The following is a 17,506-nucleotide window of genomic DNA, read 5'->3' as shown; positions in this document are numbered from 1 at the left end:
ACGCCGGTCATCCAGGGGTCGGGACAAGGTGTCCGGAATGCGGGACGCCCGTCTCGGATCAGGGGCTGATCAGGGTCTGCTCAGGCCCGGTCAGGGCCCTGTCAGATGGTGCTGCACCACCGGGGCCACCCGCGCGATGATCTGTTCGATGTCGGTCGAGGCCAGCGGCTCCACCTTGATCACGTACCGCAGCATGGCCGTCCCCACGAGCTGCGCGGCCGCCAGCTCGGCGCGCAGCTCGGCGTCCGGCAGGTCCAGCTGGTCGGAGATGCGGCGCAGCAACTGGGCTGCGACGAGCCGGCGGAAGACGGCGGCCGCGGTCTCGTTGGTCACGGCGGAGCGGACGATCGCCAGGATGGGCAGGCGCGTCGCCGGGTTCTCCCAGACGCCGAAGATGAAGCGGGTCAGGCGTTCTCCGGCGTCCTCCAGCGGGCCCTCGGCGAGCGCGTCGGGGGTGCTCAGGGCGGGCGCGGCGGCGACCTCCACGGCCGCCTCGAAGACCTGTTCCTTGGTGCCGAAGTAGTGGTGGACCAGGGCCGAGTCGACTCCGGCGGCCTTGGCGATGCCCCGCACGGAGGTCTTCTCGTAGCCCCGCTCGGAGAACTCCTCACGGGCCGCGACGAGGATCCGGTCACGGGTGCCGGCCGCGTCCGACTCCGTACGACGGGGCCGGCCGCGCTTCCGGGCGGTGACGTCGCTCACGGCAGGGACACCTGCATGCTCGCTTGGCTTCTCATCGCCGCGGCACCCTCACCGGCGTGGCCAGATGGAGGCGGGTGAAGGCCAGGGCCTCGGCGAGGTCGGCCTCGCGTTCGGCGCCGGACATGGCGCGGCGGGTGTTGACCTCGATGACGACATGGCCGTCGAAGCCGCTCAGCGCGAGGCGCTCCAGGAGCTCGGCGCAGGGCTGGGCGCCGCGGCCGGGCACGAGGTGCTCGTCCTTCGCGGAACCCTTGCCGTCGGCGAGGTGGACGTGGCCGAGACGGTCCCCCATCCGGTCGACCATCTGCATCGCGTCGGTCCGGGAGGTCGCCGCGTGGCTGAGGTCGATCGTGAAATGCCGGTAGTCGTCCTTGGTGACGTCCCAGTCGGGGGCGTACGCGAGCATCTCGCGGTCGCGGTAGCGCCAGGGGTACATGTTCTCGACGGCGAACCGTACGTCCGTCTCGTCCGCCATCCGCCAGATCCCGCTGACGAAGTCGCGGGCGTACTGACGCTGCCAGCGGAACGGCGGGTGGACGACGACCGTGCTCGCGCCCAGCTTCTCGGCGGCCGCACGGGCGCGCTGGAGCTTGACCCAGGGGTCCGTGGACCACACCCGCTGCGTGATGAGCAGGCAGGGGGCGTGCACGGCGAGTATGGGGATGCCGTGGTAGTCGGAGAGGCGGCGCAGGGCCTCGATGTCCTGGCTGACCGGGTCGGTCCACACCATGACCTCGACGCCGTCGTATCCGAGGCGTGCGGCGATCTCGAAGGCCGTCGCCGTCGACTCCGGGTAGACCGAGGCCGTCGAGAGGGCGACCTTCGCATCCGGGATCCGTACGACTGGTTCTGCCACGGTCGTCAGCCTAAAGGGTTCGCCCGGGTGGATGTGGGGTGCCTATTCGCCGTTGTGGCGATTGCCACGAAGCGGGTGCCGACTGGTGTGCGGTTGCTCGCGCCCTCAGAGACCTTGCGCTGAAACCATGTGATCAAGTCTGCGCAGGATGACGCCCTCCCTGAGCGCCCACGGGCAGATATCCACTGTTTCCACCCCGAACAGGTCCAACGCGCCCTCGGCCACCAGGGCGCCCGCCAGGAGCTGGTTCGCCCGTCCCTCGGAGACACCCGGGAGTTCCGCCCGCTGGTCCGTCGTCATGCCGGCCAGCCTCGGGACCCAGGCCTCCAGGGACTCGCGCTTGAGTTCGCGCTGGACGTAGAGGCCCTCGGCGGAGCGGGCCGCGCCGGCCAGGCGGGCCAGCTGCTTGAAGGTCTTGGAGGTGGCGACCACGTGGTCGGGGGCGCCGAAGCGGGCGAACTCGCGGACCGTACGGGCGATCTCGGCGCGCACATGCCGTCGCAGGGCCCTGATGGCGTCCGGGTCCGGGGGGTCGCCGGGGAGCCAGCCCGCCGTGAGACGGCCCGCGCCCAGCGGGAGGGAGGCCACCGCGTCCGGCTGCTCGTCGATGCCGTAGGCGATCTCCAGGGAGCCGCCGCCGATGTCGAGGACCAGGAGCTTGCCCGCCGACCAGCCGAACCAGCGGCGGGCGGCGAGGAAGGTGAGACGGGCCTCCTCGGCGCCGGTGAGGACCTGGAGCTCGACGCCGGTCTCGGCCCGCACGCGCGCGAGGACGTCGTCGGCGTTGCCGGCCTCGCGGACGGCGGAGGTGGCGAACGGGAGCAGGTCCTCGACGCCCTTGTCCTCGGCGGCCTGGAGTGCGTCGTTGACGACCGCGACCAGTTTCTCGACGCCTTCGGGACTGATCGCCCCGGCCTCGTCGAGGAGTTCGGCAAGGCGCAGTTCCACCTTGTGCGAGTGCGCGGGCAGGGGGCGTGCGCCGTGGTGCGCGTCCACCACGAGCAGGTGCACCGTGTTCGAACCCACGTCGAGGACACCGAGTCTCATGGGGGGAACGCTACTGCCAGCTGGGCGTTCGACTGTCTCCGGAGGGGGCTCGGGCGACTTACCCTGGACGAGTGCCAAAGACGAAAAAGGTGAAGGACGACAAAACGGCCGCTTCTGCCGACGGTCCTTCGCGGGTGAAGCCACCGAAGCAGTCGCGGAAGGCCATGAAGGCTCTGAAGGCCGACGAGAAGGGGCTCGACTTCGCGCGCGCGTGGGTGGAGTTCCCGGATCCGGCGGACGACGAGCAGGTCTTCCGCTGCGATCTGACCTGGCTGACCTCTCGGTGGAACTGCATCTTCGGCAGCGGCTGCCAGGGCATCCAGGCGGGCCGCGCGGACGACGGGTGCTGCACGCTGGGTGCCCACTTCTCCGACGAGGACGACGAGAAGCGGGTCGCCGAGCATGTGGCGCGACTCACTCCGGACATCTGGCAGCACCACGCCGAGGGCACGACGGGCGGCTGGGTCTCGGAGGACGAGGACGGCGACCGGCAGACCCGGCCCTTCCAGGGCTCCTGCATCTTCCAGAACCGGCCGGGCTTCGCCGGCGGCCAGGGCTGCTCGCTGCACATCCTGGCGCTGCGGGAGGGCCGCGAGCCGCTGGAGACCAAGCCGGACGTGTGCTGGCAGCTGCCGGTGCGGCGGACGTACGACTGGATCGACCGGCCCGACGACACGCGCGTGCTCCAGGTGTCGATCGGCGAGTACGACCGGCGCGGCTGGGGTCCGGGCGGCCACGACCTGCACTGGTGGTGCACGTCGGCGACCTCGGCACACGGCGCCGGTGACCCGGTCTACGTCTCCTACCGCCCCGAACTGATCGAACTGATGGGCAAGGCCGGCTACGACCGCCTGGTCGAACTCTGCGAGCAACGCCTGGCCTCCCAACTGCCCCTGCTGGCACCGCATCCGGCGGACCCGACCGTCTGAGCGGCGGAAACGCATCCCCTATGACGTGGACGGGCTCGGCTCGTCACTGCCCGTCGGTGAGGATGACGGGCTCGCCGGGTCGGACGGGGTGGGGTCCGGCGGGGTCGGGGAGGGGGACGAGGACGGCGGGCCGCTCGGAGGGGGATCCGAGGGGGACGAGGCCGTGGGACTGGGGCTGGGCGGGGGTGTCGCCGGCTCGCCGGGGGCGGACGGCGCGGGCGCCGTGCCGTAGCCCTGGATGGTGACGACGGCGCCGGCCGGTGCGATCGCCACGCGCGCGCTCCAGGGGCCGGACGGCTCGCGCAGATGGTCGACGTACACCTTGATCGTCAACGACTCGCCGGGCTTCAGGGTTCCCGCGGACTGGCTCAGGTAGAGCCAGGAGACGCCCGTGGTGGCGGACCAGCGGACCGGGGCGTCGCCGGTCGCGGTGAGGGTGATCAGGGTGGTGTCGCCGTCGTTGCCGGCGTCGACCTCCAGGTGTCCGGCGCCCTTCTTGCCGGCGCCCGCGACGCTCACGACCTCCACGGAGACGTCGGGCCTGCCGTCCTTGGCGAAACGGCCGGGTCTCGTGCTCGCGTTGCCGGCGTTCTGATAGCCGCCGCTCGCGACCACGCCGTCCAGGCTGCCGGGGCCGTGCGCCTCGCTGGCGGTGGCGGAGTGGCCGTCGGCCCCCTCGCCCGGGCCGCCCCGGTAGGCGGCCCACAGGGCGAGCACGGGGGCGGCGACGACGGTGGCGACGACGGTCGTGGTCACGGCACGCGCGCGGAGGCGGTCGCGGCGGGCGGCCCGGTCCTTGGGGTCCATCGGGAAGCCACGCCGGTCGAAGCGGGGCACGGCGGCGCCACGCGCGCGTGGCGGGTGCGCCGACGCCATGTGCAGGGCCGCGCGGGGTGCTTCGAGCACGGGCAGCTCGGCGGGCGTGGTCATGGCGCCGGGCCAGCGGCCGGGGATCGCGCGCTCGGCGCTGCGGCGACAGCGCGGGCAGTCGTCGACATGGCGCACGAGTTCGCGGCGCAGGGCGGAGCTGAGCACGAACTGGTTGTCGCCGGTGAGCCGCGCCACGCTCGGACAGTCACCGGTCTCGACGACGGCGAGGGCCGCGCGGGTGCGCTCGACCTCGCAGGCGGCGGAGGCGAGCAGTTCGCGGGCTCCGGCGAGGTCCATGCCGAGGACGGCGGCGACCTCGTGGGCGGCGAGGTGGTGGCGCACGGCGAGTTCGAGCGCCTCGCGCTGCTCGGGGGTCGTACCGGCCGCCTCCGGCCAGGCCAGCAGGGAGAGTTCGCGGCGCCGCGCCTCCAGGACGTCCTCGGCGACCGGGGGTCGGGCGGGGTCCTGGCTAGCTCCGTGACGCCCCGCCGCGTGCGTGGCCTGACGTTTCTGCTTGGCCTCGGCCAGCTTGCGCAGACAGGCCCAGCGGGCCAGCGCGTACAGCCAGGCCCTGCGGTCACCGGCCGCGTCCGGGCCGCCGCGCTTGTCGGCGAGCGCGAGGACGTCCCCGAGGGCGGCGGTCGCCGCGTCGTGGTCGCACAGCACGGACAGGCAGTAGGTGAACAGGCCGTCCAGGTACGGCTCGTAGCGCGCGGTCGGCCGCTGCGCCAGCGTGCGCGCCGCAGCGCGGTCGCGCTCCTGCCGTTGCGCCCGGTGCGCGCCGGTGGTGCGGGTCGAGGTCTCCGGACTGCTGCTCATCATCCGTGGACCGTAGGACGCGAAAGATGGCCCCTTCCTGCACCTTGAGCACTTTTACTCCGTACGGGTGAAACGATCCCTCAATCGGGGACAGGAACCCCGGATTCCATGGCTCGTTCCCGTCGTGACGTGGCCGATTCACGCGCCGGGGCGCGGGACGGTCCGGGCCGGGCGCGGGACGCCCCGGGGCCGGGACGCATGCCGTCCGGCGGGCGGCGGCAAGCGTTGTCAGTGGCGGCGGTTACGGTTCGTGCATGGCTGCCCGTACGAAGTCCGCCAAGGAGCGCCCGTCCTACCGCTGCACCGAGTGCGGCTGGCAGACGGCCAAGTGGCTCGGTCGCTGCCCCGAGTGCCAGGCCTGGGGGACGATCGAGGAGTACGGCGCGCCCGCGGTGCGTACGACGACACCCGGCCGTGTCACCACCTCCGCCGTGCCCATCGGCCAGGTCGACGGCCGCCAGGCCACCGCCCGCTCCACCGGCGTGCCCGAGCTGGACCGGGTGCTCGGCGGCGGTCTCGTGCCCGGCGCGGTGGTGCTCCTCGCGGGCGAGCCCGGCGTCGGCAAGTCCACGCTCCTGCTGGACGTGGCGGCCAAGTCGGCGAGTGACGAACACCGCACGCTCTATGTGACCGGCGAGGAGTCCGCGAGCCAGGTCCGGATGCGCGCCGACCGCATCCGCGCGATCGACGACCACCTGTATCTCGCCGCCGAGACCGACCTGTCCGCGGTCCTCGGACATCTGGACGCGGTGAAGCCGTCGCTGCTGATCCTCGACTCGGTACAGACGGTGGCCTCCCCGGAGATCGACGGCGCCCCGGGCGGCATGGCCCAGGTGCGCGAGGTCGCCGGGGCGTTGATCCGGGTCTCCAAGGAGCGCGGGATGGCCACCCTCCTGGTGGGCCATGTCACCAAGGACGGCGCGATCGCCGGCCCCCGCCTGCTGGAGCACCTCGTGGACGTGGTCCTGAGCTTCGAGGGCGACCGGCACGCGCGCCTCAGGCTCGTACGAGGCGTCAAGAACCGCTACGGCGCCACCGACGAGGTCGGCTGCTTCGAACTGCACGACGAGGGCATCACGGGCCTCGCGGACCCAAGCGGACTTTTCCTGACACGTCGTGCCGAACCGGTCCCGGGTACCTGCCTCACCGTCACCCTGGAGGGCCGCCGTCCTCTGGTGGCCGAGGTGCAGGCGCTCACCGTCGACTCCCAGATCCCCTCGCCCCGGCGCACCACCTCGGGTCTGGAGACCTCCCGCGTCTCGATGATGCTCGCCGTCCTGGAGCAGCGGGGCCGGATCAGCGCCCTCGGCAAGCGGGACATCTACTCCGCGACGGTCGGTGGGGTAAAGCTTTCGGAACCTGCCGCGGACCTGGCGATCGCCCTCGCCCTGGCGTCGGCGGCCAGCGACACCCCGCTGCCCAAGAACCTCGTCGCGATCGGCGAGGTGGGCCTCGCGGGCGAGGTCAGACGGGTCACGGGCGTCCAGCGCAGGCTCTCCGAGGCACACCGTCTGGGCTTCACGCACGCGCTCGTACCGGGCGATCCCGGCAAGATCCCGGCCGGCATGAAGGTCCTGGAAGTCGCGGACATAGGGGACGCCCTGAGGGTCCTTCCGCGCTCACGTCGGCGGGAGGCCCCACGGGACGAGGAGGACCGCCGGTAGACTTTGCCCTGGTCTCGCCCGTCCGTACGAACCGAATGTGCGACATGGGAGGGCCCAAGACCCCGCGACCGGAGGAGAGCAGTGGCAGCCAACGACCGGGCGGCAGCTCCCGGAAAATCCGGTGGGAGTGCCGGTACCGATGGCCTGATGCGCGCCTCCCTGAGCGCCGTGGCCCCCGGCACCCCGCTGCGCGACGGCCTCGAGCGGGTGCTGCGCGGCAACACCGGCGGACTCATCGTGCTCGGCTTCGACAAGACGGTGGAGACGATGTGCACGGGCGGTTTCGTCCTGGACGTCGAGTTCGCGGCCACGCGCCTGCGTGAGCTGTGCAAGCTGGACGGCGGCATCGTGCTCTCGTCGGACCTGTCGAAGATCCTGCGGGCGGGCGTGCAGTTCGTGCCCGACGCGACGATCCCGACGGAGGAGACCGGCACCCGGCACCGCACCGCGGACCGGGTGAGCAAGCAGGTGGGCTTCCCGGTCGTCTCGGTCTCCCAGTCGATGCGCCTCATCGCCCTGTACGTCGACGGCCAGCGCCGCGTCCTGGAGGACTCGGCGGCGATCCTGTCCCGGGCGAACCAGGCTCTGGCGACCCTGGAGCGCTACAAGCTGCGTCTGGACGAGGTGGCGGGCACGCTCTCCGCGCTGGAGATCGAGGACCTCGTGACGGTCCGGGACGTCTCGGCCGTCGCCCAGCGCCTGGAGATGGTCCGCCGGATCGCCACGGAGATCGCCGAGTACGTGCTCGAACTCGGCACGGACGGCCGCCTCCTCTCCCTCCAGCTGGACGAGCTGATCGCGGGCGTGGAGCCGGAACGCGAACTGGTGGTCCGGGACTACGTCCCCGAACCCACCGCGAAGCGCTCCCGCACGGTCGAGGAGGCGCTGTACGAACTGGACGCCCTGACCCACGCCGAGCTTCTCGAACTCCCCGCCGTGGCCCGCGCCCTGGGCTACACCGGCTCCCCCGAGGCGATCGACTCGGGCGTCTCCCCCCGCGGCTTCCGCCTGCTGGCCAAGGTGCCCCGCCTGCCGGGCGCGATCATCGACCGCCTGGTGGAGCACTTCGGCAGTCTCCAGAAGCTGCTGGCGGCCAGCGTCGACGACCTCCAGACGGTGGACGGAGTCGGCGAGGCAAGGGCACGCAGCGTCAGGGAGGGCCTGTCGAGGCTCGCCGAGAGCTCGATCCTGGAGCGGTACGTGTAGGCACGCCAGGGGCGCGGAGACCGCGCCCCTGGCGTGCCGACGGCACCTCGGTCAGTCGTTCTCCAACACGAACGAAGCCTGAACGGTGGCATATCCGGGCGCCTTGACCTCCACCAGGTAGGTCCCCGAACCCGCCGACCCCGCGGGAGGCGTCGCGCACTGCGGAGCACTCGGCTTGCGGTCCCACTTCACGGTGTACGTGATGCTGCTCCGGGCCGGAGCCCGGTAGACCAGGTTCCCCGCGCTCCTGGGACAGTCGGCGGACGACCAGTACGGGTCGTCCGAGCCGGCCTGAGTGATCGTCAACACCGCGCGCTTGGGCCCGAGATCGACCTTGCAGTCGCCGACGGAGGAGTTCGTCGCGGTCAGCAGCAAGGTCGGGGTCTGGCCGGGGTCGTAGGCGTTGTGCAGACTTCGCACGCTCAACTTCACCGTGCCCGCAGTGCAGTTGGGGATGGAAGAGCCCGCCGGGAGGGTGTCTGTCGGCCCCACCCCGATGCCCGTGCCGCCGCTCCCGGCACTTCCGGCGCTCCCCGCGCTTCCGGACCCGCCCGCCCCGGCGGAGCCACCCGTACCGGTCTCACCGCCGGCTCCCGAGCTGCCTCCCGCGCCGGCACCGGCGGCCGAACCGGAGCCCGATCCCGAACCCCCGCCGGTGTCGCCACCGGTGGTCGACTCGTCGCGACCGCCCGGGGCTTGACTGATCGCGGGCCCGGAACCGGAGGGTCCGGGGGTGATCGTGGAGGGGGAGGGATTCTTGTCGTTGGGCCCGTCCGCGCCGTTCCTGCCGCCTCCGCCGCCGGAGCTGACGATCCATGCGATCAGCAGCGCCAGCACGGCGAGGACGGACAGCATGATGGCCCTCCGTCGCCAGTAGATGGAGGAGGGAAGCGGCCCGACCGGATTGCGCAGAGATCCCACGGCGCAAACTGTACGAGAGATCGGCGAGTTCGCCGTCCTCACCCGCCGCCCGGCGCCACAACTTTTCAGGATCATCATTCCGGAAACGGCCGCCCCATCCCTGCCTTTCATCGGGGCCGACACGTGACGATCGCGGAGTGTGACCGCATCGACGCGCCGGCTACGATCCGTGACGTACGGCCCGGTCAACCGCTCTCGCAGGAGCTGTAGTTCGTCACGTCCGGCAGCGGGACGGTGCCGTCCTCAGGACGCGGACGCGGGCCGGGTCCGGTAGATCCCGGGCATGGCGGTACGCCCGCGCGGCCCCCCGGCCATGGCAGGATCGGAAGGCCATGACTGCGCCCACGAAGCCCCAGCCCCAGCCCTCACCCTCGCCCTCGCCCAGCAGCCCCGCCGCCGGCGTCACCGACGCTCCCCGCGGAGCGGGCCTGCACTCCCCCGTCATCGACTGGTTCGACGAGCACGCCCGGGATCTGCCGTGGCGGCGGCCCGAGGCCGGGCCGTGGGGGGTGATGGTCAGTGAGTTCATGCTCCAGCAGACCCCCGTGAGCCGGGTGCTGCCGGTCTACGAGCAGTGGCTCGCGCGGTGGCCCCGGCCCGCCGATCTGGCCGTGGAGGCGCCCGGCGAGGCCGTGCGCGCCTGGGGCCGGCTCGGCTATCCGCGCCGTGCGCTGCGGCTGCACGGCGCCGCGCTCGCCATAACGGAACGGCACGGCGGTGACGTACCGACGGACCACGCGCAGCTGCTCGCGCTGCCCGGGATCGGCGAGTACACGGCGGCCGCCGTCGCCTCCTTCGCGTACGGGCAGCGGCACGCCGTGCTCGACACCAATGTGCGGCGGGTGTTCGCCCGGGCCGTCACCGGCGTGCAGTACCCGCCGAACGCCACCACCGCCGCCGAACGCAAGCTCGCCCGCGCCCTGCTGCCCCAGGACGAGAAGACCGCCGCGCGCTGGGCCGCCGCCTCCATGGAGCTCGGCGCGCTCGTGTGCACGGCCAGGAACGAGAGCTGTCAGCGCTGCCCGATCGCCGCCCAGTGCGCGTGGCGGCTCGCGGGCAAGCCCGAGCACGAGGGGCCGCCGCGGCGCGGACAGACGTACGCCGGTACCGACCGCCAGGTCCGCGGCAGGCTGCTCGCCGTGCTGCGGGAGGCCCACGCGCCGGTCCCGCAGCCGGTGCTCGACCGGGTGTGGCACGAGCCGGTGCAGCGGGCGCGGGCGCTGGACGGTCTCGTCGCGGACGGACTTGTCGAGCCCCTGCCGGGTGGTTTGTATCGGCTGCCGTTGACATAGCCGGCACGAAGCAAACCGGCGAATCACCCTGAACCGGCGCGAACGACCGCGCCGGTTTACCCTTTTTCGGCTTCCGTTACACAACCGACGGACAGCCGATTGCCAGCCGCGCGCTGCTCCGCACAGCCCCGTGACAACCGCTCCGTAGCTTCATTGCCATGCCGCACACCAGGCGGCAGCACACGCGATGAGAACCGGCAGAGACTGCCGGAACGGGGATCAGGAGGCGGTCGACATGGCGCAGGGCGAGGTGCTCGAGTTCGAGGAGTACGTCCGCACCCGGCAGGACGCGCTGCTGCGCAGCGCACGCCGTCTGGTCCCGGACCCGGTCGACGCGCAGGACCTGCTCCAGACGGCGCTCGTACGGACGTACGGCCGCTGGGAGACCATCGAGGACAAGCGGCTCGCGGACGCCTATCTGCGCCGGGTGATGATCAACACCCGTACGGAGTGGTGGCGGGCGCGCAAGCTGGAGGAGGTGCCGACCGAGCAGCTCCCGGACGCCTCGGTCGACGACTCCACCGAGCAGCACGCGGACCGCGCCCTGCTGATGGACGTCATGAAGGTGCTCGCCCCCAAGCAGCGCAGCGTCGTGGTGCTGCGACACTGGGAGCAGATGTCCACGGAGGAGACGGCCGCCGCCCTCGGCATGTCGGCCGGTACGGTCAAGAGCACGCTGCACCGGGCGCTCGCCCGGCTCCGCGAGGAGCTGGAGGCCCGCGACCTGGACGCACGCGCGCTGGAGCGTGAGGAGCGGGAGCGTTGCGCGGCGGCCTGACCGAACCCGGGCCCACCCGGCCGGACCTCGCTCCGGTCCGGGGGATCTTGCAGGCGGCGAGCACGGCGGTGGTCGTGCTGGCCGCCCTCGCCCTTTTCGTCTCCGCCTGCGCCACCGGCGGCACCGGCACCCGTGACGAGGGTCCCGCGCACGCGGCGGCGGCCGACGGCGCCTCGCCCTCGGCCCTGCCGTCCGCCCTGGCCTCCCCGCGCCTCGACCGCAAGGGCGCGGTCGCTCTGCTCAGGTCGGACCCGAAGGTCTCCGAGGCGGTCAAGCGCGACCTGGAGCCCTGTGGCACCGACCAGTACCCGGTCGACCTGTTCTACGGCGACCTGACCGGCGGCGCGGCCGACGACGTCGTCGTCAACGTCGTGACCTGTGCGGATCCGGTGGGCGTCGGCTCGTACGTGTATCGCGAGGAAGGCGGTTCGTACCAGAATGTCTTCCAGGTCGAGGAACCTCCGGTCTACGCCGAGATCGACCGCGGCGACCTGGTGGTGACCAAGCAGGTGTACGAGAAGGACGACCCGGTGGCGGAGCCGTCCGGCGAGAACGTGATCACGTACCGCTGGGTCTCGGGGAGGTTCGCCGCGGTGTACCGGACGCACAGCGACTACAGCGACGTCGTCGGCACGGAACCGACGCCGGTGCCCGACAGCTGAACCGATCGGGCCGCCCGGAACGATCCCCCAGTGACCGCCACGACACCGAAGAGTGAGAGCACCCGGATGGCAGACCAGACCCACGTGCTGTTCGTCGAGGACGACGACGTCATCCGCGAAGCCACCCAACTCGCCCTGGAGCGGGATGGCTTCGCGGTCACCGCCATGCCCGACGGACTGTCGGGCCTGGAGGCGTTCCGGGCGGACCGGCCCGACATCGCCCTGCTGGACGTCATGGTGCCGGGGCTGGACGGGGTCAGCCTGTGCCGCCGTATCCGCGACGAGTCCACCGTGCCGGTGATCATGCTGTCGGCGCGCGCCGACTCGATCGACGTGGTCCTCGGTCTGGAGGCCGGCGCCGACGACTACGTGACCAAGCCGTTCGACGGGGCCGTCCTGGTCGCCCGGATCCGCGCGGTGCTGCGCCGCTTCGGGCACGCGGGCGGCGCCGACCGGGGCGAGGAGGGCACGGACGAGGCCGCCGGGGGCGTGCTGACCTTCGGCGAGCTGGAGATCGACACCGAGGGCATGGAGGTGCGCAGGGCCGGGCAGCCGGTCGCGCTCACCCCGACCGAGATGCGGCTGCTTCTGGAGTTCTCCTCCGCGCCGGGTACGGTCCTGTCGCGCGACAAGCTCCTCGAGCGGGTGTGGGACTACGGCTGGGGCGGTGACACCCGGGTCGTGGACGTCCATGTGCAGCGGCTGCGGACGAAGATCGGCCAGGACCGGATCGAGACGGTCCGCGGTTTCGGCTACAAGTTGAAGGCCTGAGCAGGGGGACCTGGAGCATGCGGGGGATCCTTCGGGGCCGGGTGACGGAGCGCGTGGTGGTGCGGACAGGGCTGAGATGGAAGCTCAGCGCGGCCATCGCGCTGGTCGGCGCGCTCGTCGCGATCGCGCTGAGCCTGGTCGTGCACAACGCGGCGCGCGTGTCGATGCTGGACAACGCGCGCGACCTCGCGGACGAGCGGATCCAGATCGCCCAGCGCAGCTACGAACTGACCGGCAAGCCGAACTTCCCCAGCATCGCGGTCGACGACCGCCGTCTGCCGCCCCCGCTGCGCGAGAAGGTCCTGGAGGGCCGGCGGGCGACGTACGTCTCCGACCGGCCCGACCGGGGTCCTGACATCTGGGCCGCGGTCCCGGTCAAGGGCGGGCATGTGCTGTCGCTGCACACCGGGTTCACCGACCGCAGCACCGACATCCTCAACGACCTCGACCAGGCCCTGGTGATCGGCTCGATCGCGGTGGTCCTCGGCGGCAGCGCGCTCGGCGTGCTCATCGGCGGGCAGTTGTCGCGGCGGCTGCGGAAGGCGGCGGCCGCGGCGAACCAGATGGCCAAGGGCGAGACGGACGTACGGGTGCGGGACGCGATCGGCGGGGTCGTACGGGACGAGACCGACGACCTCGCGAGCGCCGTGGACGCCATGGCGGACGCGCTGCAGCAGCGGCTGGAGGCCGAGCGGCGGGTCACCGCGGACATCGCGCACGAGCTGCGGACACCGGTGACGGGCCTGCTGACGGCCGCGGAACTGCTGCCTCCGGGCCGGCCCACGGAACTGGTCCTGGACCGGGCGAAAGCCATGCGCACCCTTGTCGAGGACGTCCTGGAGGTGGCCCGGCTCGACGGCGCCTCCGAGCGGGCCGAGCTCCAGGACATCCTGCTCGGTGACTTCGTCGCCCGGCGGGTGGCGGCCAAGGACCCGGAGATCGAGGTCCGCGTGGTGCACGAGTCGGAGGTCATGACCGATCCGCGCCGCCTGGAGCGCGTGCTGTTCAACCTCCTCGCCAACGCGGCCCGGCACGGCAAGCCGCCCATCCAGGTCACCGTCGAGGGCCGCGTCATCCGCGTCCGCGACCACGGGCCCGGCTTCCCCGAGGACCTCCTCGCCGACGGCCCGAGCCGCTTCCGCACGGGCAGCGCGGACCGCGCGGGGCACGGACACGGGCTCGGGCTGACGATCGCGGCCGGTCAGGCGCGGGTGTTGGGGGCGCGGCTGACCTTCCGCAACGTACGGCCGGCGGGGGCACCGGAGGGTGTGCCCTCGGAGGGGGCGGTGGCGGTGCTGTGGCTGCCCGAGCACGCGCCCACCGCGACGGGGAGCTATCCGCTGTTGCCGTGACCCGGGGTGGGTGTGGCGGGACGCCGTCAGGTGGTCGCCACCATCAGTTCCTCCCCCCTGGACGGTCGTACGCCGTCCGTCCGGCCCGTGAAGTACCGGTGGTCCAGCTCCTCGGCCGGGACATGCCGGGCCTCCCGGAAGCCGGACGCGCGGGCCAGGGTCAGGATCTCGGCGGGCCGGAAGAAGCTCAGGAACGGCGTGCCCGCCGCCCGGGCTCCCGCCACGGCGGCCTCCAACTGCGGTCGCTGTTCCGGTTCGACGTCCTGCGGCGGCCGTATGAAGGTCGTCACGAACGTGGACCCAGGGGCGAGTCCGGCGACCAGGCGGAACATGGCGTCGACCGCCTCCTGGGTGAGGTACATGGTGACGCCCGTGGCGGCCACCACAGTGGGCCGCCCGGGATCGAACCCCGCCTCGGCCAGCCGCCCCCACCAGTCCCCCTCGAAGTCGACCGGCACGAGGCGCAGCCACGCGGGGACACCGAACCCGAGGTCCAGCAGCCGCCGGCGCTTCCAGGCCTGCGGGCCGGGCCGGTCGACCTCGAAGACCCGCAGCCCGCCCGCCGCGGCGACCTCCGGTCTGCGCTGGGCGAAGGTGTCGAGGCCGGCGCCGAGGACGACGTACTGCTCCACGCCCCGTTCGACGACCAGGTCCTCGACGTACCGGGTCCGCGCCACGATCGACGCGCGGGTGCGGCGCGTGGCCGTCACGTCCATGTCGGGGCGGTCCCGCCACCCGTCGTCCGGGTCCGCGAGCCTGAGCCCGATCTCGTCCACCAGCACATGCGGCGGCGGATCCGCGCGGACGTGCAGGGCCCGCCACAGCGCGACCCGGACGGCCGTGTGGTCGGCCTCGGCCACGTCCTCGCTCACGCCCAGTCCTTCGAGAAGTCCAGTTCCTCGCGGCGCTGGGTCAGCGAGTACCAGTTGCCGTTGTCGTCGCGGAAGATCGCCTCGATGCCGTACGGCCGCTCCTGCGGCTCCTGGACGAACTCCACCCCGCGCGCCCGGAACGTCTCGTAGTCACCGCGGCAGTCGTCGGTCCGGAAGGCTCCCGCGCCCATCACGCCCTTGCCGACGAGCTTCTTCAGCGCCTCGGCGGACTCGGGGTCCAGACCCGGGCCGTCGAGGCTCATCAGGGCCAGCTCGACGCCCTCCTGCTCCTTGGCCCCGACGGTGACCCATGTCATCTCGCCCATCGCGACCTCGCTGCGCACCTGGAAGTCCAGCTTCTCGGTGAAGAAGGCCTTGGTGCGCTGCTGGTCGAAGGTCCATACGGTGCTGATGCCCAGGCCCTGGATCATGGCTCCGCTCTCCTGTCGTCCGGGGGTTCGTCTCCGTCTCCGTCACCGTAGGCAGCGGCGGGGTCGGGCCGCTTCTCCAAAGTTGCGGTTCTCCTCTCGGGCCTCTCCACGGGGGCCTTCGTGGTCCCCTTCGCGGCTCTTGTGGTGGGGAAGCCGCCGGCCCAGAGCATGGCGTAGCACCCGGGGATCAGGGCGGCGCCGCGGCCCACGTGCCGGGTGCGGTACTCGCTCGGGGTGAGCCCGGTCCGCGCCTTGAAGCGGGCGGAGAACGTACCGAGGCTGCTGAAGCCGACCAAGTGGCAGATCTCGGTCACGCTCAGATCGGCGCCCCGCAGCATCTCCTCGGCCCGCTCGATCCGCCGGTGCGTGAGGTACTGCCCGGGCGTCTCGCCGTACGCCTCCTTGAAGGCCCGGAGGAAGTGGAACCGCGAGTACCCGGCGTGCGCGGCGACGGCGTCCAGGTCGAGCCCCGGATCGGCCCAGTCCCGGTCCATGGCGTCCTTGGCGAGCCTGATCTGCCGCACTTTGTCCATGGGGCATCGACCCCGCGGGCGCACATGGGGAAGGCCCCCGGGGCGGACACCATCCGGGGGCCTTCGGTTCAGCGGGGGCGACGGGGTCGGCTCAGACCTCGACCAGCGGAGCCGGCGCCGGGTCGTCCGCCGACTTCTGCGGTCCCGCGCCCTTCAGCGGCACCTCCTTGACGAACACCGCCGCCACCAGCGCGACCACGGCGACGATCGAGCCGAGCAGGAACGCCGAGTGCGTGCCGGCGGAGACCGCGTACTGGTACGCCTCGCGCACCGCGGCCGGCAGCTTCTCCAGGCTCTTCGCGTCCAGTTGCGCGGACTGCTCGGTCACCTTGGAGCCCAGCGATCCGCCCCGCTCGGCCATGGTGTCCTGGACGCGGTGGTTGAACAGGGCGCCCATGATGGCGACACCGAAGGAGGAGCCGAGGGTCCGGAACAGGGTGGTGGACGAGGACGCGACGCCCATGTCCTTCATCTCGACGCTGTTCTGCGCCACCAGCATGGTGATCTGCATCAGGCAGCCCATGCCGAGTCCGACGACGGCCATGAAGACACCGGAGGTGAACCGGGAGGTCCCCGTGTCCATCGTCGACAGCAGGTACAGCCCGATCACCATCAGGACGCTGCCGAGGACCGGGAAGACGTAGTACCGCCCGCTGTTGGTGGTGATCCGGCCCGCGACCATCGAGGTCACCAGCATCGCGCCGAGCATCGGCAGGAGCAGCAGCCCGGAGTTGGTGGCGGAGGCACCCTGCACGGACTGCTGGTACAGCGGCAGGAAGAGGGTGGCGCCGAACATCACGAAGCCGGTGATGAAGCCGATGATCGACATGAGCGTGAAGTTGCGGCTGCGGAAGATGTGCAGCGGGAGCACCGGCTCGGTCGCCTTGGTCTGCCAGAACACGAACCCGACGAGCGCGGCCACACCGATGCCGATCAGCTCCATGATCCGCGCGGAGCTCCAGGCGTACTCCGTGCCGCCCCAGGTGGTCACCAAGACGATCGCGGTGATGCCGATGGTCAGCAGTGCGGCGCCGAGATAGTCGATCCGCGCCTGCGCACGCTTCGCCGGCAGGTGCAGGACGACGCTGATGAGGCCGAGCGCCACCACGCCGAGCGGCAGGTTGATGTAGAAGGACCAGCGCCAGCCCCAGTTGTCGGTGATGGTGCCGCCGACCAGCGGGCCGCCGATCATCGCGAGCGCCATGACGCCGGCCATCATGCCCTGGTACTTGCCGCGCTCACGGGGCGGGATCAGGTCACCGATGATCGCCATGACGCCGACCATCAGACCGCCGGCGCCGAGGCCCTGCACGGCCCGGAAACCGATGAGCTGCCCCATGTCCTGGGCCATTCCGCTGAGCGCGGAGCCGATCAGGAAGAGCACGATCGACGTCATGAAGACGCCCTTGCGGCCGTACATGTCGCCGAGCTTGCCCCAGAGCGGGGTGGCGGCCGCGGTGGCCAGCGTGTAGGCCGTCACGACCCACGACAGGTGCTCGAGCCCGCCGAGTTCCCCGACGATCGTCGGCATCGCGGTGCCCACGATCATGTTGTCGAGCATCGCGAGCATCATGGTGATCATCAGCGCGAGCAGGACGACCCGCACACTGCGCTGTTTCTTGTCCGGTTCGGTCTCGACCGTCTGTGTGTCCGCCATTGTTCCCACTCCCCTGAGGTCCTGCGGTATTGCCCTCGCCGGGGCACTTACTTGCCGCCCGGCTAGTTGTCTACACTGAGGGAAGGTAGACGCGTAACTAGCCGGGCGTCAAGTAAGTTTTATGGAAAGCCGAGGAGCACGAGG

17 protein-coding genes are annotated in these 17,506 nt (G+C 71.8%); 8 read left to right on the top strand and 9 right to left on the bottom strand.

Going from position 1 to position 17,506, the window contains the following annotated elements; genetic code table 11:
- Window positions 1-90: 90 nt before the first annotated feature.
- From ACZ39I_RS23485 to ACZ39I_RS23475, 3 genes are all read right to left on the bottom strand, one after another.
- Window positions 91-702 carry a TetR/AcrR family transcriptional regulator gene (locus ACZ39I_RS23485; RefSeq protein WP_467246240.1) on the bottom strand — a complete coding sequence of 204 codons (612 nt, stop codon included), beginning with the start codon at window positions 700-702 and terminating at the stop codon, window positions 91-93.
- A 31-nt stretch (window positions 703-733) separates the two neighbouring features.
- Window positions 734-1,558: a sugar phosphate isomerase/epimerase family protein gene (locus ACZ39I_RS23480; protein ID WP_352387994.1), complete on the bottom strand. Its 825-nt coding sequence runs from the start codon at window positions 1,556-1,558 to the stop codon at window positions 734-736.
- A gap of 105 nt (window positions 1,559-1,663) precedes the next feature.
- Window positions 1,664-2,605, bottom strand: coding sequence for a Ppx/GppA family phosphatase (locus tag ACZ39I_RS23475; RefSeq protein ID WP_467246239.1), 942 nt, complete (start codon window positions 2,603-2,605; stop codon window positions 1,664-1,666).
- 71 nt (window positions 2,606-2,676) lie between these two features.
- Between ACZ39I_RS23475 and ACZ39I_RS23470 the strand changes: the two genes are divergently transcribed.
- Entirely contained in the window at window positions 2,677-3,534 is an 858-nt protein-coding gene (locus ACZ39I_RS23470; RefSeq protein ID WP_467246238.1) for a DUF3109 family protein, read from the top strand.
- An 18-nt stretch (window positions 3,535-3,552) separates the two neighbouring features.
- Here ACZ39I_RS23470 and ACZ39I_RS23465 read toward each other — a convergent pair whose 3' ends face one another.
- On the bottom strand, window positions 3,553-5,226 hold the full coding sequence (locus tag ACZ39I_RS23465; RefSeq protein ID WP_467246237.1) for a BACON domain-containing protein: 1,674 nt from the start codon (window positions 5,224-5,226) through the stop codon (window positions 3,553-3,555).
- A gap of 251 nt (window positions 5,227-5,477) precedes the next feature.
- Here ACZ39I_RS23465 and radA point away from each other — a divergent pair, with 251 nt between their 5' ends.
- Window positions 5,478-6,887, top strand: coding sequence for a DNA repair protein RadA (radA, locus tag ACZ39I_RS23460; RefSeq protein ID WP_403669527.1), 1,410 nt, complete (start codon window positions 5,478-5,480; stop codon window positions 6,885-6,887).
- An 81-nt stretch (window positions 6,888-6,968) separates the two neighbouring features.
- Window positions 6,969-8,093, top strand: a complete 1,125-nt coding sequence (disA, locus tag ACZ39I_RS23455; protein WP_467246236.1) for a DNA integrity scanning diadenylate cyclase DisA — start codon at window positions 6,969-6,971, stop codon at window positions 8,091-8,093.
- 51 nt (window positions 8,094-8,144) lie between these two features.
- Here the strand turns inward: disA and ACZ39I_RS23450 are convergent, their stop codons facing one another.
- Window positions 8,145-9,014 carry a hypothetical protein gene (locus tag ACZ39I_RS23450; protein WP_467246235.1) on the bottom strand — a complete coding sequence of 290 codons (870 nt, stop codon included), beginning with the start codon at window positions 9,012-9,014 and terminating at the stop codon, window positions 8,145-8,147.
- A 332-nt stretch (window positions 9,015-9,346) separates the two neighbouring features.
- Between ACZ39I_RS23450 and ACZ39I_RS23445 the strand changes: the two genes are divergently transcribed.
- The 5 genes from ACZ39I_RS23445 (at window position 9,347) to cseC (ending at window position 13,869) form a co-directional block, all read left to right on the top strand.
- Window positions 9,347-10,306 carry an HhH-GPD family protein gene (locus ACZ39I_RS23445; RefSeq protein ID WP_467246234.1) on the top strand — a complete coding sequence of 320 codons (960 nt, stop codon included), beginning with the start codon at window positions 9,347-9,349 and terminating at the stop codon, window positions 10,304-10,306.
- A 235-nt stretch (window positions 10,307-10,541) separates the two neighbouring features.
- Entirely contained in the window at window positions 10,542-11,084 is a 543-nt protein-coding gene (locus ACZ39I_RS23440) for a SigE family RNA polymerase sigma factor (protein ID WP_020122536.1), read from the top strand.
- Window positions 11,069-11,746 carry a hypothetical protein gene (locus ACZ39I_RS23435; RefSeq protein WP_467246233.1) on the top strand — a complete coding sequence of 226 codons (678 nt, stop codon included), beginning with the start codon at window positions 11,069-11,071 and terminating at the stop codon, window positions 11,744-11,746. Before ACZ39I_RS23440 ends, ACZ39I_RS23435 begins: the two co-directional genes overlap by 16 nt.
- Window positions 11,747-11,812: 66 nt before the next feature.
- Window positions 11,813-12,517: a two-component system response regulator CseB gene (gene cseB, locus ACZ39I_RS23430; protein WP_467246232.1), complete on the top strand. Its 705-nt coding sequence runs from the start codon at window positions 11,813-11,815 to the stop codon at window positions 12,515-12,517.
- 17 nt (window positions 12,518-12,534) lie between these two features.
- Entirely contained in the window at window positions 12,535-13,869 is a 1,335-nt protein-coding gene (gene cseC / locus ACZ39I_RS23425) for a two-component system sensor histidine kinase CseC (protein WP_467246231.1), read from the top strand.
- Between the two features lie 26 nt (window positions 13,870-13,895).
- Here cseC and ACZ39I_RS23420 read toward each other — a convergent pair whose 3' ends face one another.
- The 4 genes from ACZ39I_RS23420 to ACZ39I_RS23405 all read right to left on the bottom strand — a co-directional run bounded on the left by ACZ39I_RS23420 (window position 13,896) and on the right by ACZ39I_RS23405 (window position 17,362).
- The gene (locus ACZ39I_RS23420) at window positions 13,896-14,747 is read right to left on the bottom strand and encodes a class I SAM-dependent methyltransferase (protein WP_467246272.1); all 852 of its coding nucleotides are present in this window, start codon (window positions 14,745-14,747) and stop codon (window positions 13,896-13,898) included.
- Window positions 14,738-15,172 (bottom strand): VOC family protein, encoded by a 435-nt coding sequence (locus tag ACZ39I_RS23415; RefSeq protein ID WP_352387972.1) that lies wholly within the window; start codon window positions 15,170-15,172, stop codon window positions 14,738-14,740. Before ACZ39I_RS23415 ends, ACZ39I_RS23420 begins: the two co-directional genes overlap by 10 nt.
- Window positions 15,169-15,705 (bottom strand): helix-turn-helix transcriptional regulator, encoded by a 537-nt coding sequence (locus tag ACZ39I_RS23410; protein ID WP_467246230.1) that lies wholly within the window; start codon window positions 15,703-15,705, stop codon window positions 15,169-15,171. Before ACZ39I_RS23410 ends, ACZ39I_RS23415 begins: the two co-directional genes overlap by 4 nt.
- Before the next feature lie 91 nt (window positions 15,706-15,796).
- The gene (locus ACZ39I_RS23405; RefSeq protein WP_451472868.1) at window positions 15,797-17,362 is read right to left on the bottom strand and encodes an MDR family MFS transporter; all 1,566 of its coding nucleotides are present in this window, start codon (window positions 17,360-17,362) and stop codon (window positions 15,797-15,799) included.
- Between the last annotated feature and the right edge of the window lie 144 nt (window positions 17,363-17,506).

The sequence above is a fragment of the Streptomyces sp. NPDC024687 genome (assembly GCF_055559055.1).
This window is presented reverse-complemented; position numbering and strand designations above follow the sequence as displayed.